This window comes from Duganella kummerowiae, assembly GCF_053572355.1.
Genome location: NZ_JBKFEH010000009.1, coordinates 356,294 through 377,370, shown reverse-complemented (window position 1 = coordinate 377,370; position 21,077 = coordinate 356,294). Strand labels below are relative to the sequence as shown.

Annotated in this window: 20 protein-coding genes; 6 read left to right on the top strand and 14 right to left on the bottom strand. The window is 64.2% G+C overall.

The annotated features are described in order from the left end of the window. Positions 1–14 precede the first annotated feature (14 nt). The 6 genes from ACLB1G_RS12780 to aptA form a co-directional block, all read right to left on the bottom strand. Positions 15–1,499 (bottom strand): NCS1 family nucleobase:cation symporter-1, encoded by a 1,485-nt coding sequence (locus tag ACLB1G_RS12780; RefSeq protein ID WP_491627588.1) that lies wholly within the window; start codon positions 1,497–1,499, stop codon positions 15–17. Between the two features lie 64 nt (positions 1,500–1,563). Next, a complete protein-coding gene (gene preA / locus ACLB1G_RS12775) occupies positions 1,564–2,880 on the bottom strand; it encodes an NAD-dependent dihydropyrimidine dehydrogenase subunit PreA (RefSeq protein ID WP_491627587.1) in 1,317 nt (438 codons plus the stop codon). Next, a complete protein-coding gene (locus ACLB1G_RS12770) occupies positions 2,880–4,253 on the bottom strand; it encodes an NAD(P)-dependent oxidoreductase (RefSeq protein ID WP_491627586.1) in 1,374 nt (457 codons plus the stop codon). The genes preA and ACLB1G_RS12770 overlap by 1 nt, the downstream gene beginning before the upstream one ends. Before the next feature lie 86 nt (positions 4,254–4,339). After that, positions 4,340–5,842, bottom strand: a complete 1,503-nt coding sequence (locus ACLB1G_RS12765; protein ID WP_491627585.1) for a CoA-acylating methylmalonate-semialdehyde dehydrogenase — start codon at positions 5,840–5,842, stop codon at positions 4,340–4,342. A 29-nt stretch (positions 5,843–5,871) separates the two neighbouring features. Continuing rightward, entirely contained in the window at positions 5,872–6,987 is a 1,116-nt protein-coding gene (gene ald, locus ACLB1G_RS12760; RefSeq protein WP_491627584.1) for an alanine dehydrogenase, read from the bottom strand. A gap of 23 nt (positions 6,988–7,010) precedes the next feature. Further along, positions 7,011–8,327 (bottom strand): omega-aminotransferase AptA, encoded by a 1,317-nt coding sequence (gene aptA, locus ACLB1G_RS12755; RefSeq protein WP_491627583.1) that lies wholly within the window; start codon positions 8,325–8,327, stop codon positions 7,011–7,013. 169 nt (positions 8,328–8,496) lie between these two features. Here aptA and ACLB1G_RS12750 point away from each other — a divergent pair, with 169 nt between their 5' ends. Next, entirely contained in the window at positions 8,497–9,948 is a 1,452-nt protein-coding gene (locus ACLB1G_RS12750) for an aminotransferase-like domain-containing protein (protein ID WP_491627582.1), read from the top strand. An 11-nt stretch (positions 9,949–9,959) separates the two neighbouring features. After that, entirely contained in the window at positions 9,960–10,643 is a 684-nt protein-coding gene (locus tag ACLB1G_RS12745; protein ID WP_491627581.1) for a TetR/AcrR family transcriptional regulator, read from the top strand. Between the two features lie 124 nt (positions 10,644–10,767). Here the strand turns inward: ACLB1G_RS12745 and ACLB1G_RS12740 are convergent, their stop codons facing one another. From ACLB1G_RS12740 to ACLB1G_RS12720, 5 genes are all read right to left on the bottom strand, one after another. Further along, positions 10,768–11,352: a DUF1828 domain-containing protein gene (locus ACLB1G_RS12740; RefSeq protein WP_491627580.1), complete on the bottom strand. Its 585-nt coding sequence runs from the start codon at positions 11,350–11,352 to the stop codon at positions 10,768–10,770. Between the two features lie 173 nt (positions 11,353–11,525). Further along, positions 11,526–12,056 carry a hypothetical protein gene (locus ACLB1G_RS12735; protein ID WP_491627579.1) on the bottom strand — a complete coding sequence of 177 codons (531 nt, stop codon included), beginning with the start codon at positions 12,054–12,056 and terminating at the stop codon, positions 11,526–11,528. Positions 12,057–12,189: 133 nt separating this feature from the next. After that, on the bottom strand, positions 12,190–13,089 hold the full coding sequence (locus ACLB1G_RS12730) for a choice-of-anchor A family protein (RefSeq protein WP_491627578.1): 900 nt from the start codon (positions 13,087–13,089) through the stop codon (positions 12,190–12,192). Beyond that, positions 13,086–13,982: a choice-of-anchor A family protein gene (locus ACLB1G_RS12725; protein ID WP_491627577.1), complete on the bottom strand. Its 897-nt coding sequence runs from the start codon at positions 13,980–13,982 to the stop codon at positions 13,086–13,088. The genes ACLB1G_RS12730 and ACLB1G_RS12725 overlap by 4 nt, the downstream gene beginning before the upstream one ends. Positions 13,983–14,189: 207 nt before the next feature. Continuing rightward, entirely contained in the window at positions 14,190–15,299 is a 1,110-nt protein-coding gene (locus ACLB1G_RS12720; protein ID WP_491627576.1) for a collagen-binding domain-containing protein, read from the bottom strand. A gap of 237 nt (positions 15,300–15,536) precedes the next feature. Between ACLB1G_RS12720 and ACLB1G_RS12715 the strand changes: the two genes are divergently transcribed. From ACLB1G_RS12715 to ACLB1G_RS12700, 4 genes are all read left to right on the top strand, one after another. Further along, positions 15,537–15,806, top strand: a complete 270-nt coding sequence (locus ACLB1G_RS12715; protein ID WP_491627575.1) for a hypothetical protein — start codon at positions 15,537–15,539, stop codon at positions 15,804–15,806. Beyond that, the gene (locus ACLB1G_RS12710) at positions 15,806–16,717 is read left to right on the top strand and encodes a sensor histidine kinase (RefSeq protein WP_491627574.1); all 912 of its coding nucleotides are present in this window, start codon (positions 15,806–15,808) and stop codon (positions 16,715–16,717) included. The genes ACLB1G_RS12715 and ACLB1G_RS12710 overlap by 1 nt, the downstream gene beginning before the upstream one ends. Further along, positions 16,714–17,481: a LytR/AlgR family response regulator transcription factor gene (locus tag ACLB1G_RS12705; RefSeq protein WP_491627573.1), complete on the top strand. Its 768-nt coding sequence runs from the start codon at positions 16,714–16,716 to the stop codon at positions 17,479–17,481. Before ACLB1G_RS12710 ends, ACLB1G_RS12705 begins: the two co-directional genes overlap by 4 nt. A gap of 123 nt (positions 17,482–17,604) precedes the next feature. Next, entirely contained in the window at positions 17,605–18,030 is a 426-nt protein-coding gene (locus ACLB1G_RS12700) for a VOC family protein (protein ID WP_491627572.1), read from the top strand. A 12-nt stretch (positions 18,031–18,042) separates the two neighbouring features. On the opposite strand, the gene ACLB1G_RS12695 is transcribed toward ACLB1G_RS12700, so the two are convergent. The 3 genes from ACLB1G_RS12695 to deoA are packed head-to-tail and all read right to left on the bottom strand — an operon-like array spanning position 18,043 to position 21,010. After that, on the bottom strand, positions 18,043–19,263 hold the full coding sequence (locus ACLB1G_RS12695; protein WP_491627571.1) for a nucleoside deaminase: 1,221 nt from the start codon (positions 19,261–19,263) through the stop codon (positions 18,043–18,045). Between the two features lie 3 nt (positions 19,264–19,266). Beyond that, positions 19,267–19,674: a cytidine deaminase gene (locus ACLB1G_RS12690; RefSeq protein WP_491627570.1), complete on the bottom strand. Its 408-nt coding sequence runs from the start codon at positions 19,672–19,674 to the stop codon at positions 19,267–19,269. 13 nt (positions 19,675–19,687) lie between these two features. Beyond that, a complete protein-coding gene (gene deoA, locus ACLB1G_RS12685; RefSeq protein ID WP_491627569.1) occupies positions 19,688–21,010 on the bottom strand; it encodes a thymidine phosphorylase in 1,323 nt (440 codons plus the stop codon). Positions 21,011–21,077 lie beyond the last annotated feature (67 nt).

The following is a 21,077-nucleotide window of genomic DNA, read 5'->3' as shown; positions in this document are numbered from 1 at the left end:
CTAAAAAAAAAAAGCTAGCGCTGGGGCGCGGCGCTCAATACGGGCGCCGCCTTCCCCTTCATCATGACACCGTACACCAGCGCGGACAAGGCCAGTCCGATAAACCAGGCGTAGGTGTACACAGTTTTAAACCCTTCGGCCACGCCCGGGAAGGCGGCCGGGAAGGCGGCGTTCAGGAAGCCGGGCACATTGGGCGCCACGCCGATCAAGAAGGCAACGATGGCGGCCACGTTCCAGCCGTTGCCATACGAGTACTGGCCATCCTCGCGGTACAGCTGCTCGACATTGAGCTCGGTCTTGCGCACCAGGTAGTAATCGACGATCAGGATGCCGGCAATCGGGCCCAGCAGCGCGGAATAGCCGACCAGCCAGGTGAAAATATAGCCCTGGGTGGATTCCAGTATCTTCCACGGCATCATCAGGATGGCGATGCCGGCCGTCAGGTAGCCGCCGGCGCGGTAGGAAATCGCCTTAGGCGCCAGCGAGGAAAAGTCGTAGGCAGGGCCGACCAGGTTGGCCGCCAGGTTGACCGACACCGTGTCGATCAAGAGTATCAGCAGCGCGATCAGCACCGCCGCGCCGGTCATGCGCGAGGACAGGTCGACCGGGTCCCAGATCGCCTTGCCATACAGGACCACGGTGGCCGAAGTGACGATCACCGCCATCATGGCCAGCAGGCCCATGGGCACCGGCAGTCCCACCGACTGGCCGATGATCTGGTCGCGCTGGGTCCTGGCGAAGCGGGTGAAGTCCGGGATATTGAGCGCCAGCGTGGCCCAGAAGCCCACCATGGCGGTCAGCGAGGGCCAGAACACGGTCCAGAACTGGCCGGCCTTCTTGCCGCCCTCGACGAACTGCGACGGCGCCGACAGCAGGTCGCCAAAGCCGCCAGCCTTGCTGTACACCCAGCCCAGCAGCACGAAGCAGATCAGGATCTTGAGCGGCGCGGTATAGGTCTCCAGCTTGCGGATGGAATCCATGCCGTGCACGATGTACCAGAACTGGATGGCCCAGAAGGCCAGGAAGCACAGCAGCTGGCCGCCGTTGATGCCCAGGCCGGCGATCTTCCCGCCGCCGATCTCGGCGCCCATCAGTACGCCCAGCAGGGTGTAGATCATCTGGCCGCCGAACCAGGTCTGGATGCCGTACCAGCCGCAGGCCACGATGGCGCGCATCAGGGCCGGCAACTTGGCGCCGGAGGTGCCGAACGAGGAGCGCGCCAGCACCGCGTACGGGATGCCGTACTTGGTGCCGGCATGGCCTATGGCCAGCATGGGCAGCAGCACGATGGCGTTGGCCAGGAACACCGTGAACACGGCCTGCCAGCCCGACATGCCGCCTTCGATCAGGCTGGCCGACAGCGTATAGGCGGGGATGCACATCACCATGCCGACCCACAGCGCCGCGAAGTGATACCAGCGCCAGGTGCGCTGTGCGGGCGTGGTGGGCGCAAGGTCCTCATTCCATAGCTGCGAACTGCCGGATGCTTCTTTGCTCACGATGGTCTCTCCGTGTTGGGTGGGCTGGGTATCTTGTTTAGACCTGCAATTTTTATACCTGAGCCTAGACCAGCACCGGCGCCGCGGCCACCGGCTCGGCGGCCGGCTTGGCGATCTCGGCGCGCGGATTGCGTGGGTCCTGCGTCCAGTTCATGTACGGCAGGCCGGTCTTCTGCGGCACCATGGTGATGCAGCCCTGCACCGGGCAGGTGATCTCGCACAGGTTGCAGCCCACGCACTCGTCCTTGTTGACTTCATAGGTGCGCACGCCGGCCGCGTCGATCAGCTGGTTGATGGATTGGTGCGAAGTATCCTCGCAGGCCACGTAGCAGCGTCCGCACTTGATGCAGTCGTCCTGGTTGATCTGGGCGATGACCTTGTAGTTCATGTCCAGGTATTTCCAGTCGGTGGTGTTGGGCACGGCCTTGCCGGAGAAGTCGGCAATGCTGCGGTAGCCCTTCTGGTCCATCCAGCGCGACAGGCCATCCTTCATTTCCTCGACGATGCGGAAGCCATGCAGCATGGCGGCGGTGCAGACCTGCACGCAGCCGGCGCCCAGCGCGATGAACTCGGCCGCGTCGCGCCAGCTGCCGATGCCGCCTATGCCGGAAATCGGCAAGCCCTTGGTGGCGGGATCGCGGGCGATCTCGGCCACCATGTTGAGCGCGATCGGCTTGACGGCCGAACCGCAGTAGCCGCCGTGGGTGCTGGCGCCGCCCACCACCGGATAGGCCACCATGTCGTCCAGGTCCAGGTGGGTGATGGAGTTGATGGTGTTGATCAGCGAAACGGCATCGGCGCCGCCGGCCTTGGCCGCGCGCGCCGGGGCCCGCACGTCGGTGATGTTGGGCGTGAGCTTGACGATCACCGGCAGCTTGCTGTGGGTCTTGCACCAGCGCGTGACCATCTCCACGTATTCCGGCACCTGGCCCACGGCGGCGCCCATGCCACGCTCCGGCATGCCGTGCGGGCAGCCGAAATTGAGCTCGATGCCGTCGGCGCCGGTGGCTTCCACCTTGGGCATGATCTCGGCCCACAGGTGCTCTTCGCAAGGCAGCATCAGCGAGACGATGATGACGCGGTCCGGCCAGTCCTTCTTGACCTGGGTGATTTCCTGCAGGTTCAGTTCCAGCGAGCGGTCGGTGATCAGCTCGATGTTGTTAAAGCCCAGCACCTCGCGGTTCTTGCCGTAGTGCGCGGAATAGCGCGACGACACGTTGACGGCCGGCGGGTCCTCGCCCAGGGTTTTCCACACCACCCCGCCCCAGCCGGCTTCGAATGCGCGCACCACGTTGTAGGCCTTGTCGGTCGGCGGCGCCGACGCCAGCCAGAACGGATTGATGGATTTGATGCCGCAGAATTCCACGCTCAGATCAGCCATTATGCAGCCTCCAGTTGTTTCGCTTGTATGTCTTGATGGATGGCGTGGGCCGCCAGTTTGCCGTGCTGTACCGCCTGCACCGTCAGGTCCTGTCCCGGTGCCACGCAGTCGCCGCCTGCGTAGATGCCGGGCAGGATGGTGCGGAACTGGGCGTCGACGTGGATCTTGTCGCCGTCGCGCTGCAGGGTGCGCGCAAAAGTGTCTGCGGTGATGGCCTCGTCCATGCTCTGGCCTATGGCCTTGAAGATCGCGTCCGCTTCGATGTCGAAGGTCTCGCCGGTGCCGGCCAGGCGGCCGCCCACCTCGGCGGTTTTCTCGAAGCGCATGCCGCGCACGCGGCCATGCTCGTCCAGCAGCACTTGCTGCGGCTGGGCCCAGGTCTTGATGCGCACCTGGTTGTCCTTGGCGATGTGCTGTTCATGTTCGGTGGCGCTCATGGCTTCGAAGCCGCGCCGGTACACCAGGGTCACATCCTCGGCGCCCAGGCGCTGGATCTGCACCGCCATGTCGATGGCGGTGTTGCCCGCGCCGATCACGATGGCGCGGCGCGGCAGCGGCAGCGCGGCCAGGTCGTCGGCCTGGCGCAGCGCGGCGATGTAGTCCACGGCGGCCAGGAGGCCCGGGGCATCCTCGCCGGTCAGGCCCAGTTGGCGGCTGGCGCCCAGGCCCAGGCCCAGGAACACAGCATCGTACTGGTCGTGCAAGTCCTTGAGCTGCAGGTTCTCGCCCAGCTTCTGGCCGTGGCGGATTTCGATGCCGCCTATGGACAGCAGGAACTGCACTTCCTTCTGCGCGAAGTTGTCGGTCAGCTTGTACTTGGCGATGCCGTATTCGTTCAGGCCGCCGGCCTTCTCTTTCGCCTCGTAGATCACCACGTCGTTGCCCAGCATGGCCAGGCGGTGCGCGCAGGACAGGCCGGCCGGACCGGCGCCCACCACGGCGATCTTCTTGCCGGTGGACGGATCGCGCTTGAATGGATGGGCGTCCAGCTGCATGTTGTCGATGGCGTAGCGCTGCAGCAGCCCGATCTTGACCGGCTGGCCTTCGGCGTCGTGGTTGCGCACGCAGGCGTCCTCGCACAGGATCTCGGTGGGGCAGACGCGCGAGCAGCTGCCGCCCAAAATATTCTGCTTGAGGATGCCAACCGCGGCGCCGTTCACATTGCCGTCGTGGATGTTGCGGATGAAGCTGGCCACGTCGATGTCGGACGGGCAGATACGCGTGCACGGCGCGTCGTAGCAGTACAGGCAGCGCGAGGCCTCGATGGCGGCCTGGCGTGCGTTGAGCGGCGGCGCCAGGTCGGTGAAGTGCTTGGCCAGTTCGCTGTTGGGCTGCGGAGATGGCGGCAGGTAGTGCAGGGTTTCGATCGTCATTCTTTTTCCTGGCTGGTTTGCTTGGTGAACGATACGCTGGTTGAACCATTCGATAGAGCGCCTGTAGGTAAAGGCGCTACGGGGTGTCACTTCATTTGTGGGAATGCAAATTCCGCGCCAGCGCTGGCGGTATTGGGCCAGCGCTGCATCACTGCCTTGTGCCGCGTGTAGAAGCGCACGCCTTCCGGTCCGTAGGCATGGTGGTCGCCAAACAGGCTGCGCTTCCATCCGCCGAAACTGTTGAAGGCCATGGGTACCGGCAGCGGCACGTTCACGCCTACCATGCCGACCTGTATCTGGCGCACGAACTCGCGCGCCACACCGCCGTCGCGCGTGAAGATGGCCACGCCATTGCCATACTCGTTGCTGTTGATGAGCTCCACCGCCGTGGCCACGTCGGGTGCGCGCAGCACGCACAGCACCGGGCCAAATATCTCTTCCTTGTAGATGCTCATGTCGGAGGTCACGTGGTCGAACAAGGTGCCGCCGACAAAGAAGCCGTTCTCGCGTCCCGGCACCTTGTAGTTGCGGCCATCGACCACCAGGGTGGCGCCCTGCTCCACACCCTCGGCTATGAGTTTCTCTATACGCTGCTTGGCCGCGTTCGTGACGACAGGTCCCATTTCCGCACCATCTTCCATCCCGTCGCGCACTTTGAGTGCAGCGGTGCGCTGCGCCAGTGCGTCCACCAGTTTGTCGCCGGCGTCGCCCACCGCGACCGCAACGGAGATCGCCATGCAGCGCTCACCGGCGGAACCAAAGGCGGCGCCCATCAGCGCATCGAGCGCCATGTTCATGTCGGCGTCCGGCATCACCACCATATGGTTTTTCGCGCCGCCCAGGGCCTGCACCCGCTTGCCTTTGGCGCAGCCGCGCGCGTAGATGTATTCGGCAATCGGCGTGGAGCCGACAAAGCTGATGGCCTGCACCACCGGATGGTCGAGCAGCGCATCGACCGTGACCTTGTCGCCCTGCACCACGTTGAAGACGCCATCCGGCAAGCCCGCTTCCTTCAGCAGTTTGGCGTGCAGCAGCGAGGGCGAAGGATCGCGCTCGGAAGGCTTGAGCACGAAGGTGTTGCCGCAGGCGATAGCCACCGGGAACATCCACATCGGCACCATCACGGGGAAGTTGAACGGCGTGATGCCGGCCACCACGCCCAGCGGCTGGCGCATGGACCAGGCGTCGATGCCGCGTGCGATCTGGTCGGTGAATTCACCCTTCAGCATTTGCGGTATGCCGACCGCGAATTCCACCATCTCGATGCCGCGCGCCACTTCGCCCTTGGCGTCGTCGAAGGTCTTGCCATGTTCGCGCGTGATCATGGCCGCGAATTCGTCGGTGTGCTGCTGCGCCAGCTGCAGGTACTTGAACAGCACGCGGGCGCGCGTCAGCGGCGGCGTCGCGGCCCAGGCCGGGAAGGCTTGCGCCGCGGCCTGCACCGCCAGGTTGACGTCATCGGCCGTGCCCAGCGCGACGCGCGCCACCGGCTCGCCCAGCGCCGGGTTGTAGACATCCGCATGGCGGCCGCTGTGGGTGTCGGCCTTGGCGCCGTTGATGAAATGGGTGATGGTGTCGAGGTCGCTCATGATGTTCCGTTCTTCTTTCAATTGCGGCGTCAGCCCAGCAGGCTGTCCGCCGCCACATAGGGATATCCCAGTCCGTGCGCCACCGCTTCGTAGGTGACGTTGCCCTGGCATACATTCAGTCCGTTCTTCAAATGCGGATTGGCCGCCAGCGCTTTCTGCCAGCCCTTGTCGGCCAGCGCCAGCGCGTGGCCGATGGTGGCGTTGTTGAGCGCGAAGGTGGAGGTGCGCGCCACAGCGCCCGGCATATTGGCCACGCAGTAGTGCACCACGCCGTCCACCACGAAGGTGGGCTGCTCGTGCGTGGTGGCGTGCGAGGTTTCAAAGCAGCCGCCCTGGTCGATGGCCACGTCCACCACCACCGCGCCCTGCTTCATGCGCGCGATCATGGAGCGGGTGACCAGCTTGGGCGCGGCGGCGCCCGGCACCAGCACGCCGCCGATCACCAGGTCGGCGTCCAGCACCGCCTGTTCGATGGTGTGGGCATTGGAATACATGGTCTGCACGCGGTTGCCGAACACCAGGTCCAGCTGGCGCAAGCGGTCCACGTTTTTATCGAGGATGGTGACGCGCGCGCCCATGCCGACCGCGATTTGCAGCGCATTGGTGCCGACCACGCCGGCGCCCAAAATCGCCACATGTCCTGGCGCCACGCCGGGCACGCCGCCCAGCAGCAGGCCCATGCCGCCCTTGGATTTTTCCAGGTGGGCGGCGCCGGCCTGCACCGCCATGCGCCCCGCCACCTCGCTCATGGGCGCCAGCAATGGCAGGCCGCCGTTGGCGCCGGTGATGGTTTCATAGGCGATGCATACCGCACCCGACTGCACCAGCGCCTTGGTTTGTTCCGGGTCCGGCGCCAGGTGCAGATAGGTGTACAGGATCTGCCCTTCGCGCAGCATGGCGCATTCCTGCGGCTGCGGTTCCTTCACTTTCACGATCATCTCGGCGCGCGCGAAAATCTCCTGCGCGCTGTCGATGATGCTGGCGCCCGACGCCTCGTACATGGCGTCGGTGAGGCCGATGGCCGCGCCCGCGTTTTGCTGCACCAATACCTGATGACCACGCAATACGAGTTCCTTCACGCTGGCCGGGGTAAGGCCGACGCGGGACTCCTGGTTCTTGATCTCTTTTGGGACGCCTACCAGCATGGTGTTCTCCTCGCTCTGAAAGTTTATTCCAGGTTTTTCAGTACCTCTCCCAGCTTGCCAAACAGTTCGTCGATATGCTTTTTCTCCAGCACCAGCGGCGGCGACAGTGCGATGATGTCGCCCGTGACGCGTATCAGCACGCCGTCCGCAAAGGCCTTCTTGAAGGCGGCGAAGGCGCGCGCGCCGGGCTTGCCGGGTATCGGCGCCAGTTCGATGCCGGCGATCAGGCCGATGGTGCGGATGTCGATCACGTGCGGCAGGCCCTTGAGCGAATGCACGGCGTCGGCCCAGTACTCGGCCATGCCGGCCGCGTGCTCCAGTATCTTCTGCTCCTGGAACACTTCCAGCGTGGCCAGCGATGCAGCGCAGGCCACCGGGTGGCCCGAGTAGGTGTAGCCGTGGAACAGTTCGATGCCGGCCGGCGCGTCCATGAAGGCGTCGTGGATGAACTGCTTGCTGAACACGGCGCCCATGGGAATGACGCCATTGGTCAGGCCCTTGGCGGTGGTCATCATGTCCGGCTCCACGTCGAAGTAGTCGGCCGCGAACGGCGTGGTCAGGCGGCCGAAGCCGGTGATCACCTCGTCGAAAATCAGCAGGATGCCATGCTTGGTGCACAGTTCGCGCAGGCGCTTCAGGTAGCCCTTGGGCGGGATCAGCACGCCGGTGGAACCGGCCACCGGCTCCACGATCACGGCCGCGATGGTGGAGGCGTCATGCAGGGCCACGATGCGCTCCAGCTCGTCGGCCAGCTGCCAGCCGTGTTCCGGCTCGCCGCGCGTGTAGGCGTTCTTTTCCAGGTTGTGCGTGTGCGGCAGGTGGTCCACGCCGGGCAGCATCACGCCATAGGGCTTGCGGTTGCCGGCGATGCCGCCCACCGAGATGCCGCCGAAGCCGACCCCGTGGTAGCCGCGCTCGCGGCCGATCAGGCGCGTGCGGGAAGCCTCGCCGCGCGCCTTGTGGTAGGCCAGCGCAATCTTGAGCGCCGTATCCACCGACTCCGAACCGGAGTTGGTGTAGAACACATGGCCGAAGCGGTGGTTGGTGTACTCCATCAGGCGCTCGGCCAGGTCGAAGGCGGCCGGATGGCCCATCTGGAAGGTGGGCGCGAAATCGAGCTGGCCCACCATCTCGCGCACGGCGGCGACGATCCTCGGCTGGGCGTGGCCGCAAGGGACGCACCACAGGCCGGCGGTGCCGTCCAGGATGCTGTTGCCATCCACGTCCTTGTAATACATGCCCTCGGCCGACACCAGCAGGCGCGGGTGGGCCTTGAAGTCGCGGTTGTTGGTAAATGGCATCCAGAAGGACGCCATCGATACAGGTCTGGATTCGTTCATGCACCTCTCTCCTAACAACGGCGTAAAAAAAATTTACCAGTTGGCAAAATGATGATGCAATAATAGACAGCAGGTCCACTATGGCACAGATACACAAATTGCAAAATCGTCCAACCGTATTGGCGGCAAAAACAATACAGTTCGGGATACACAGGAAAGGGAGTGCAGGATGGAGCAAGGCGAGCCAGTCCCCGGGCCGGGCAGCGGCTGGCCCGTCCTCGCCATAGAGCGCAGCGGCAAGGGCGGGCTGGTGGAGCAGATCGTGGCGGCCATCAGCGCCATGGTGGCGGCGCGCGAGTTGCGCGTGGGAACCAAAATGCCCTCGGTGCGGCAATTCGCCAAGTGTAATGGCATCTCCACCTTTACAGTTGTGGAGTCCTACGACCGCCTGGTGACCCTGGGGCTGCTGTCCTCGCGGCGCGGTTCCGGCTACTTCGTAGCGCGCCAGGACCTGCCCGCCATCCTGCTGCCGCCCACGGCCCAGGTCCAGCCGACCGCCATCGACGCCCTCACCCCGGAACTGTATTCGGGGGTGTCGGAAGCGCTGCCGGTGGGCGCCGGCTGGCTACCGCCAGAGTGGTATGGCGAGGACACCATCCTGGACGCGGTGCGCCAGGCCATGCGCATTCCGGCCAACCGCCTGCGCGGCTACGGCCATCCGCTCGGCTTCCCCACCCTGCGCCAGCACATGGCGGCCCAGCTGAGCGAGGAACTGTATCCGGTCGAGCCGGAGCAGATCCTGCTGACCCACGGCGCCACCCACGCCTTCGACCTGATACTGCGCACGCTCACCCGGCCCGGCGACACCGTGTTCGTGGAAGATCCCGGCTACAGCAACCTGCACTCGCTGATACGGCACCACGGCTGCGTGGCGGTCGGCATCCCGCGCGGCGAACACGGCCTCGATATGGAGGCGCTGGCGCGCCAGGCGGCCCTGACCCAGCCCAAGCTCATGTTCGTCAACACGGTCCTGCAAAACCCGCTGGGCACGTCCCTGAGCCAGGCCCAGGCCCACCGCCTGCTGGCCATGGCCGAGCAGTTCGATTTCTGGCTGGTGGAGGACGATATCTACCGCGAATTGGCGCCGCGCGGGGAAGCCTCGCTGGCCGCCATGGACGGACTGCGGCGCGTGATACGGGTCGGCAGCTTTTCCAAGACCCTGTCGCCGGTACTGCGCGTGGGCTCGATTTCCGCCTCGGCCTCGCTGATTCCCGAGCTGTTACGGGTGAAGATGCTGGCGGGCCTGACCACCTCCGAGATCAACGAGCGAGCCGTGTACCACGCCATCACGGCGCGGCCCTACCGGCGCATGGTGGACAAGCTGCTGGCCCAGCTGGACGCGGGCCGCGAGCGCGCCATCGACAGCCTGCGCGCCATCGGCATGGCGCCGCTGGCGCGTCCGCGCGGCGGCATGTTCGTCAGCGCCGGCTGGCCCGACGCGCCGGGGCCGGACTGGAACGGCAAGCAGATCGCCGACCAGGCGCTGAAAGCCGGCATCCTGCTGTCGCCGTGCGACTTCTTCATGCTGCGGGCGCCGGAAACCATCTGGTTCCGCTTCAACGTGGCCTATGCCGCCGCACCCCAGCTGCAATCGTTTTTGCTGTCGATACGTCCCCGATGAAAGAGAGATCCATGCCCAGCGTGAAAAACTCCGAACCCAGCGACACGCCGCGTATCAAGCGCCGTGTACTGAACCGTGACAAGCTGGAAGCCGACATCGCCGCCGAGGCCGTGCGCGTGTTTGCCGAATGCGGCTACGAAGGCGCCTCGATCGCAGCCATTGCCGAAAATGCCGGCCTGTCCAAGCAGAACCTGATGTACTACTTCCCCACCAAGCAGGCGCTGTACCAGCGCGTGCTGGACGATGTGCTGGACGACTGGCTGGCGCGCATGGACAGCCTGGCGGCCGAGCAGCAGGACCCGCGCGAGGTCCTGCGCGCCTACGTCCAGGCCAAGCTGCGCTTCTCGCGCGAGCAGCCGTGGGCCTCCAGGGTGTATGCAATGGAAGTGATCAGCGGCGCGCCGCTGTACGGCGCCCAGATCCAGGCCCGCGTGGTGCCGCTGGTGCGCAAGGATATCGAGGTGTTTGAAAAGTGGATCGCGGCCGGCAGGATCGCACCGGTCAACGCCACCCACCTGCTGTTTGCGATCTGGGCCATGACCCAGTCCTACGCCGACTTCGCGGCCCAGATGCAGCTGGTGATGAACAAGAAGACCCTGTCCAAAAAGGATTACGACGACGCAGAAAAGCTCATCGTCGACATGGTGCTGGCAGCCATTCGCATACCGACACTCAAAGATGAGCCTGTGGCCTAGAAAAGTGCTGATTTGGCGCGAAATCGAAGCAATAGCGAACTATTGCAAGATTTTGCAACGCGCATGGGCCTTTTTCGCGGTCAAGCGCGCCCTCGTGAATAAATCAGCGCTTCCCCAGGCATCATCACAACTCCAGCGTACTTGTTCGAACTTCGCTCAATGTCCGTACTTTGGATGACAAACCGAGGAAATGTACGGCCATGCCAAATTCCTCGGGCATAGCGCCTTCCTCGATGACGGTCAGGCGATTCTCAATATCCGAGGCCGCCTTGAGATCAAACAGCTTGCCCTGCACCTCGTAGATTGTCGGCCAGTTGAGTTTGCCATCATCCAATGCAACCGGCTGTACGAACAGCATGGTTCCATCCTTACACTTTACGCCTATGGGAAATTCAATCTCATGTCCGCTTGCGCCTCGAACCCGAACTTGCTCAAGTACGCGCTCCAGACCTAGCTGAGCCTGCAATTCAGCCAATACCAGCGCTCTGAACTTCGCTTCCGCGAATTTAGTCTGCCACTTCTCGGACCGGAATGACAAAGCCAGCGCCAACTTCAAAGCGTCCCATAACGCGCATTGAAGCTGACTCACCGGACCGCTGGCCTCTATGCTCCAATCGGCTTCAAATTTGGCCATGCGGATACCCGGTGTTCTGTTCAGTCCTTCGAAACGGGCTTTACTGAGTACGACGCCCGACTGCTCAGCAATCATGGCGGTTTCGCACGCGTCCGTCAGAAAAAAAGTCTCAGGACTCGGGCTGCCCACGTAAAAGGCAATATGCGGTCCGCCCTCCAACAATCCGAAAGGAGCAACAGCTCGGACAGCAGACTCTCCTGCGGGGATGCAATGCCAACTCGTTGCACTTGCTATGGTTTCGCAGTTAATCACAGTAAAGTCCTCGTTTTGCCAAATTCTGGATGGCTGAAATTCCCATTCAGCTGAAGGTTAACACGAACGCAAAAATTTTCAATCAGCTCTTCCAGTTCGAGCAAAGGCGGTTCGACAGGCTCAACATAGCCGTCACCAGCACCCACATCTGTCCACAAATGCACATGGGTAGTGGCGGTAATGGTCTGGCCCGAGTAAGAACGACCAGGTACGATGACATTGGTATGACGTTGCCCAGGCTGGGTATCAATCGCGTAGACCCGAGGCTCCCGAATGTAGATGGACACATAAAACGTTTCGGGGATCGGTATCGACAGATTCCCTCTCGTCCGAACACCGGCGGGGCGATAATGAGCGCGAAAGACCACTTCTTCGGACAAAGACGAGCCTAGATAGCAGATACTTTCGAACTGCTGCCATCTCGGGATTTTGTTGCTGGGGCGTTCGGTCCACTCCATCCTGCGGACCAGTGATTTTTTGAGGCTGAGGAAAGCCGCAACATCTGATACGCCGGGACGCATGTTCACGCTTTATCTCCTGCTTGGCGTTGAGATACTTTGCCAAATTATAAAGCAGGTCAGCTGAGTGGCAGCATGTGCCCTTTGAACTCATGGTGCTGGCAGCCATACAGGTGGCGCCAGCACTCCGGGCTGAGACGGCTTAAGCCGACTTGCGGCGCGTGAGGAAACCTACCAGCCCCAGGCCCGCCAGCAGCATGGCCCAGGTTTCCGGTTCCGGCACGGCGGCCGCCAGGCCGGCCACGTTGACGGCCTTGAAGTTGTTTTCGGCGTTGATCTGCATGGCCGAGTTCCAGTCCTTGACCACCACCTGGCCGTCGATGGCGCCGGTGCTGTTCAGGCCTACGCTGGCCAGCGGCGCCAGTACGCTGGCTTCCATGCTGGCCAGCTTGAGGCTGGTAGCCTGGTAGAAGTTGAACAGCACGTTGTAGCCGGCGAAGGTCGAGTAGTCGCCACCCAGCGCGACACTGCTGCCGCTGACGTTGAAGATCAGGGTGGAACCGGCCGCCAGCTTGCTGAAGCTGAAACCGGTCACCGAGGCCAGCTGAGCCGCGCTGACGTCGAACACCTCCACGCCGCTGCCGCTGCCGGTCAGGTTGAGGGTGCTCCACTGCGCCACGGCCTTGCCGGTATGGGCCACCTTGGACAGATTGCTGGAGGTGGTGGCCAGTGTGGAGGCCAGCGCACCCAGCGACACCGGCGTCGCACCGTTCTTGACCGCGCCATGGTCGGCCTGGACGATGCTGACCGCGCCGCCCGCATAGATATCGCCGTTGCGGATGGAGCCGCCGTTGTAGCTCAGGTTGCGGCCTACGATCAGCGCATAGTTGCCGAACGCGTCGCCATTCTTGTCATTGACCGTGTAGTGGCTGACGTTGAAATCGCGGCCCACGAGGATGGCGCCTTCGACGTCCGCGCTGGGCGCCTTGAAGTCGGTAAAGGAGAATGCATTGGCGCCGCCCAGCCCCAGGTCCAGCACGGCCGCGTGGGCGCCACCCGCGCACGCCAGCGCCAGCGCGGCCCCCGCTATCGCAGCCCTCATGCCTGCACCCGGCCGCGGCGGCGCGCCACGGCGCCGATCAGGCCCAGGCCGCCCAGCAGCATGCCCCAGGTTTCAGGTTCCGGCACGGCGGCGGCCAGCTGCAGGCCGGCGATATTGGTGGCCGTGAAGTAGTGGTTGGAATTGATCTGCACCGCCGAGTTCCAGTCGCCCACGATCACGTTGCCGTTGATCTGGCCGTAGGCGCCGGTCACGCTGGCCAGCGGCGCCAGCAGGGTGCCGTACAGGCCGACACCGGTCACCGACAGCGAATTCGCTTCGTAGAAGTTGTACACCACGTTGTAGTTCTGGAAGGCGGACAGGCCCACGCCCCACTCGCGGAAATTGGCGCTGGTGCCGCTGACGTTGACCACAATGGTGGAACCCGAGGCGATATTACTGATATTGAAGTTGGAAATGCCGGACAGCTCGCTGTTGGTCAGGCTGAACACCTGTACGCCCGTGCCGGTGCCCGACAAGGTCATGGTGCTGTCCTTGATGATGGAGCTGCCGGTTTCCGTCAGCTTGCCCAGCGCCTTGGAATCGGCCTTGACGGTGCTGGCCAGGGTGCTGAACGACACCGGCGCCGCGCCCTTGGAGATGGTGTTCTGGATCGAGGTGGTGACCTTGCCGCCCACGTAGATATTACCGTTGTTGATGCTGCCGTTGGTGTAATTCAGGTTGCCGCCAACGATGGCTGCATAACCATTGCCCTTGGTCGCGAACGCGTCCTTGTTATTGGCGTTGACGCTGTAGCTGCTGGCGGTCAGGTTTCCAGCGATCAGCATGGACCCTTCCACGTCGGAGTAAGGCGCATAGAAATTGCTCAGCGAATAGACGTTGGCGCCGCCGATCAGGCCGCTAAGGTCGAGGACGGCAGCATGGGCGCCGCCCATGGACGCAACAGCAAGAGCTACAGCAGAAACAGCGGTTTTCGCATTGAGCAGCATCATAGTTCCCTTGGTTAGTCATTCAATGCTGAAGAGTTTAGCACGGAATATTGACTATGGACAATTTATTTATCCATAGAGAAACTATATGATTGCGCGTATAAACGACAAACGGCGCCCGCGGCGCCGTTTGTGGTCAGGTTAATGCAGCGATCAGGAACGCTGGCGGCGGCGCGCCATCAAGCCCATCAGCCCCAGGCCGCCCAGCAGCATGGCGTAGGTTTCCGGTTCCGGCACGGGTGCTGCCGGGATGGTGCCGGTGAAGGCTTGCTGGTGGATTTCGCCATATTGGTTGACCGCCTTGGCAAACACGCCGCCCTCGACGTTGGCGCCGTTGGCGTTGGTGAAAGTGGCATTGGTCGCCAGCACCTGGCCGACGATGGTGGTGTTGACGGTCACGCTGGTCGCGCCGGCAAAGTTCCAGATGATCTTGGCGCCGTTGGCGTTGCCGAAATTGAAGTTGGCCGAGGTGGTCAGGACTTTATCGTCGGTATTGAAGATGACGGTGCTGGCGCCGTTCAGGTTCAAATTCATCTCGGTGGTGCCGCTGGAGAACAGCAGGGTATCCAGGCTGGTCAGGTCGAACACGGCGACGCCGTTCTTGGCTTCGGCGTTGAAGGTCACTTTGGTTCCATCGCGGAACACGCCGCCATTGGCCGCGGTCTCGGTGCTCTTCAGCTTGGACAGGTCGGACGACAAGGTGCCCAGGGTGGTGGAAATCTGCGCCGCGCTGGCGGACTGGGCGGCGGCCAGGTTGGTCTTCATGGTGGCCGTGAGGTCGCTGAGCGGATTGTTGTTGTTGGTGCCGTTATACAGGTGGGCGGCATGGCCGCCGCCGTTGAAACCGACACCGCTGGCATCGCCCACTATCCAGCCATTGCCCTGGAACTTGACGCCGGTGGCATTGCCGCCTACCCAGGAGTCGCCGTTATAGTCGGAATTCTGGCCGCTGACACTGCCGTACACCACCGCGCCCTTGTTCAGCACCTTGGCATTGTCGCTGGCGTTGCCGAACACGGTCAGGCCGGCATAGTTCGAGGCGGGGGTCGTGTTCGGATGGGACACGAACTCTCCGCCGCTGACATTGCCGCCCACCAGGGCGCGGCCATCCACGTGCGAAGTCGACTTCAGGTCGCCGATGACGACCAGATTGAACTGCTGCAGCATCTGGGTGGCGGTCAGCGGGGTGGTGGCGGCGTGGGCGGCACTGGTGGACAGGATGGCGGCGGCGATGGCGCTCAGCGCGTAACGGCGTGCGGTCATACAAACTCCCAATAGGTTAATTTCTTTTAAGAAATGCGAATTGCGTTTAGTATATCATGTTTTGCGATTTATTAATGAAAATTCTAATTAATTTGCAACTTTTTTGACACACCCCACCACTCATCGCCGTGCATCGCAGCTGATACCGCCAATTTCGCAGCTGATCGGAATTCCCCCCACTCGCCGCCAGCGCTTTGATAAAGTGTCTCCATCGCAACCCGTATATGGAGCCCTCCCGTGAAAGACATCAACCCGAAACCCAAATCGATCTGCGACCTGTTCGAGGAAGCCGGCCGCGCTTTCATGGGCGTGCTGCGCCATGCCATGCGCACCCTGCAGCGCATGTCCTGGCCGGCCATCCTGGTGGCCTGCCTGGCGCTGGCCTTCATCCTGACCATTTTGCCGCTGGCCATCACCCTGTTCGTGGCCTTCATGCTGGTCAAGGTGGCCATCGCCCTGTTCGCGGTCAAGCGCTACAAGCAAGCTCCCACGGAGTACCACCAATAATGAGTTCGCCGGGCCGCCAGTACGCCACCGGCATGCTGGGATTCATGCAGGAACTGGGCGACACCGCCAGCCACTTGTGGTGGCGCTTCTTCGACTGGCTGGCCCTGGTATCGTGGCGGCGCCTGCTGATGGCCTCCCTGCTGCTGCTGTTCGCGGCCACGCCCTTCAATGTGTCCGACCAGGCTTTCACGCTGATCGTGGTGTCCGTCGGCCTCAAGGTGCTGGCCGGCGGCAAGCGCAAGGCCGAGCTGGAGGCGCGCGCGGCCGCATCCCAGGCCGACCAGGAAATCCTGGAGCGGCGCCTGGCCGAAGCGCGCATGGCGGCCCTGCAGGCCCAGGTCGAACCGCACTTCCTGTTCAACACCCTGGCCCTGATCGGCCAGCTGATCGAAACCGACCCGCCGCAGGCGGCCCGCATCCACGCCCATTTGATCGACTACCTGCGCTCCACCCTGCCGCAGATGAAGGCGCGCAGCAACGGCACCCTGGGACGCCAGCTCGACCTGTCGCGCTCCTACCTGGCCATCATGCAGGCTCGCATGCAGGCGCGGCTGGCAGTCTCCATCGAAGTCCCCACCGAATACCTGAGCGCCAGTTTCCCCACCATGATGCTGCAGATCCTGATCGAGAACGCCATCAAGCACGGCCTGGAACCCAAGGTGGCGGGCGGCCGCATCGACCTGCGCGCCCAGGTCGAGGGCGGCATGCTGCAGGTCGATGTGATCGACGACGGGGTCGGCTTCAGCCCTCACGCGGCCGACGGCACCGGCTTGAACAATGTGCGCGAACGCTTGCGTATCCTGTACGGCGAGCGCGCCCAGCTGATCATCGAGACGCCGCTGGAGGGCGGGGCCAAGGTCAGCATCCGCCTGCCCTACGCGCCCGACATCTTCGCCCAGGGATACGCATGAAGCTGACTCCCGAGCTGCCGGCCCGCGCCATCATCGCGGACGACGAAGAACCCATGCGCGCCCAGCTGCGTAGCCGTTTGCGCGAGCTGTGGCCCGGCCTGGAGATCGTGGCCGAGGCCGGCAACGGCCTGGACGCCGTGGCCATGGCCGGCCAGCACCAGCCCGACATCGTGTTCCTCGACATCCGCATGCCCGGCCTGTCCGGCATCGAGGCGGCGCGCCTGCTGTTCAACCGCTGCCGCCTGGTGTTCGTGACGGCCTACGACCATTACGCCATCGAAGCCTTCGAACAGGGCGCGCTGGACTACCTGCTCAAACCCGTGGGCGGCGAACGCCTGCGCACCACCTGCGCACGCCTGCAGGAACGCTTGCAGCGCCAGCCGGACAACATCGAGCACCAGCTCAGCCGGCTGCTGCATGCGCATGCGCCCAAGCCCGAATACCTGCGCTGGATACAGGCCGTGGTCGGCACCAGCCTGCGCATGATCAACACGCGTGAAATCCTGTTCTTCCGCGCCGATGAAAAATACACCCGGGTCCAGACCCGGCAATCGGAAGTGCTGATACGCAAGACCCTCAAGGAGCTGGCCGATGAGCTCGATCCGGACGAGTTCTGGCGCATCCACCGCTCCACCCTGGTGCGGGTGGACGCCATTGCCGAGGTCACGCGCGACCTGCGCGGGCGGCAGATGGTCAGCATCCACGACTTCCCCGAGCAGCTGGAAGTAAGCCGTGGCCACGCACACTTGTTCCAGCAAATGTGATCCTTCTGATCGCGGTCAAGCTATACTGGATTTTCTGAACGCCGGCGCCGAACGCCATGGCCGCCGGCAGGGTCGCATGTACATCACCCTACACCAGCCCACACCATCCCACGGGAGACCGCCATGTCCAGCATACCCAAGCAGACCCTCGCCACTGTCATCCCCTGCCTGCGCTACCGCGACGCGCCGGCCGCCATCGCATGGCTGTGCGACACCTTAGGCTTCACGCCGCAACTGGTGGTGCCGGGCGAGGATGGCCGCATCGCCCATGCCCAGCTCAGCTACGGCAATGGCATGATCATGCTGGCTTCCGTGTTCGACACGGAATTCGGCCGCCTGCTCAAGCAGCCGGACGAGACCGGCAAGGCCGTGACCCAGAGCGCCTACCTGGTGGTCAACGACGCCGATCTGGTGTACGGCCGCGCGCTGGAGGCCGGCGCCCAGATCGTGCTCGACATTAAGGACGAGGATTATGGCGGGCGCGGCTTCACCTGCCGCGATCCCGAGGGCCACGTGTGGAGCATAGGCACCTACGATCCCTGGAAGTGACCCGGCAAGGACTCAGGACAGGGCGGCGACCAGGTCCCGGTCGGCCACCTGGCGCGGGCTGATGCGTATCACGTTGCGGTACAGCGGCGGCATGGCGGCGCACACGGCGTCCAGCTGATCCTGCGCCACGGTGGGCAGCACATACTGGAACTGGGCCGGATTATCGTCCGGCAGCGGGCCTTCCATGGTGGAGCCATAGGCGCCCAGGTTCATATAGCCCAGCGCATCCTGTCCCGGCGCATGGGTAAAGACAAAGGTGCCGTCGCGCGGATGGCCCAGGTACTGGCGCACTTCGGCCTGCTGCTCCGGGCTGGCGCCGGCCATCAGTTTGTAACGCAGCTGGGCGTAGCCCCGGGTCGCTTCCATGAAGGCGGTGCGGATGCCGGACTGGCCCAGGCGCCCGTGCGCGCACAGCAGCAGGTTGCCGTAGGCATCCAGCAGCGCCACCGCCTCGCCGGGGCCACCGTGCTCGCGGTCGCGCGCCATGGCTTGCAGCAGGAAAAGCGCCAGGCCGGCATCGGGACGCTGCGGCGCGGCGCGGTAGGCCAGCGCATCAGGGTACAGTTTTTTCAGCTCGCGCACGATGGCGTGGCCCGGGTCCAGGGTAGATGGGCATTTCAGTTCGGCGCGCGGCAGGTTGTTGCGGAACAGCGCCAGCACGCCGGGCGAGCTGGCCTCGAACACCAGCGCGCACAGGGCCTGGGTGGCCTCGGCGATGGTCTTCCCAATGAAGAAGGACCTGGGTGCGGCGCCCGATGCCGGCCGTGCATACGATGAGGCGCCCAGCACGGCAGGATAGCTGAAGCTGGCGCCAGCCTGGGCCCGCAGCCCTTGCGGCAGGGTGTCGAAGGCGGCGTCCAGGCCGCAGTTGACGCCGGCGTCGGTATCGGGCGCGGCCACCACGACGTTGAAACCGGCAGCGAGTATCGCACCGCTGCACATGCTGCACGGGTCCAGCGAACTGACGATGGTGATCTCGTGCGGCTCGGGCAGTTCGCGGCCGCGCGCCCGCTCCGCGTAGTACCAGTCGATCAGCTGGCGCTCGCCGTGCGCCGTGGGGTCGTACACCATGCCCTGGCGCACCACATTGTTGTGCAGGGCGTGCAGCACGTTGCCCTGCGGGTCCAGCATCACCACCCCGACCGCGAACGTGCCCTGGGTCTTGGCGGCAATGGCTTCCGAGGCCGCCAGGGCGGCGGCGGCCTGCACGTCGATGGCCTTCCTGATCGCCAACGCTTACTTCTTCTTCAAGTCGGCGCCGCCGAAGGCATTCGGCAGCTGGGCGGCGGCGGTGGTCTCGAACACATCGCCCTTGAGGTTGGCCAGCACCACCGGCAGCTCATTGCCGCCCAGTTCCAGTATCACCTGGCGGCAGGCGCCGCACGGAGCGATGGGGCCGTCCGTTTCACCGATCACGGCCAGGCGCTCGAAATCGCCGGGCTGGTAGCCGTGCGCGAAGGCGCTGAAGAAGGCGGTGCGCTCGGCGCAGTTGCACAGGCCGTAGGAAGCGTTTTCCACGTTACAGCCGTGGAACACCTTGCCATCGTTGGTCAGCAGGGCGGCGCCGACCTTGAAGTTGGAGTACGGGGTATAGGCCTTGAGGCGCGCGGCGGCGGCTTCGGCAATCAGTTGGTCGTTGTTCATATCGGATACGCTATCAGGGACGGATGGAACGATACACCACCGGGTTGGCTTGCGGCGCATCAGGGCTGATCTGGTAGGCCTGCCGCACCTGCTGCACGGCGCGCTCGGCGGCCGCTTCGGTGCGGGCGTGCACCATGGCCAGCGGCTGCCCTGCTTCCACCCGGTCGCCCAGCTGGGCCAGGCCGGTCAGGCCGACCGCGAAGTCCACCGCATCCTGCGGCCGGGTGCGGCCGCCGCCCAGCGCCACCACGGCCAGGCCTATGCCACGGCAATCGGTGGCGGCGGCGTAGCCGGCGTGCGGCGCGGGCACCGGCACCACCACCGGCGCCGAATCGAGGTGCGCATCCGGCTTTTCCATCAGGTCGGCCGGACCGCCCAGGGCCGCCACCATGCGCGCGAAGCGCTCGGCGGCCGCGCCGCTGTCCAGCGCCGCCTGCAGCCTGGCGCGCGCTTCCTGCTCGGTGGCGGCCAGCTTGCCCAGCACCAGCATCTCGGCGCACAGCGCCATGGTCACCTCGTGCAGGCGCGCGGGACGCGCACGGCCGCTCAGGTAATCGAGGGCGCCGCGCACTTCCAGCGCATTGCCGGCGTAGGGCGCCAGCGATTCATTCATGTCGGTCAGGATGGCCGAGGTCTGCATGCCGGCGCCATTGCCAACGCCGACGATGCTCTCGGCCAGCTCCACCGATTTTTCGTAGGTCGGCATGAAGGCGCCGCTGCCCACCTTGACGTCCATGACCAGCGCATCCAGCCCGGCCGACAGCTTTTTCGACAGGATGGAGCCGGTGATCATGGCCACCGATTCCACCGTGGCGGTGACGTCGCGCACGCCGTAGAACACCTTGTCCGACGGTGCCAGCGAGGAAGTCTGGCCGATGATGGCCACGCCCACTTCCTTCACCACCTTGCGGAACAGGGCATTGTCGGGCGTGGTGGTGTAGCCGGGGATGGAATCGAACTTGTCCAGGGTGCCGCCGGTGTGGCCCAGGCCACGGCCCGAGATCATGGGCACGTAGCCACCGCAGGCCGCGACCATGGGGCCCAGCAGCAGCGACACCACGTCGCCCACGCCGCCGGTGGAGTGCTTGTCGACCACCGGTCCGGGCAGGTTGAGCGAGCGCCAGTCCAGCACCTCGCCGGAGTCGCGCATGGCCAGGGTGAAGGCGACCCGCTCGTCCATGTTCATGTCGTTGAAATAGACCGCCATGGCCAGGGCCGCGATCTGGCCTTCGGTGACATAGCCCTGGGTGATGCCCTTGACGAAGAACTGGATTTCTTCGGCGCTCAGGACGCCCTGGTCGCGCTTCTTGCGTATGATCTCTTGGGGTAAAAACATGCGTAACTCCGCTGTGATGAGGTCACTCCCGCGCACGCGGGAGTCCATGCTGAATGTGGGTCGGCGG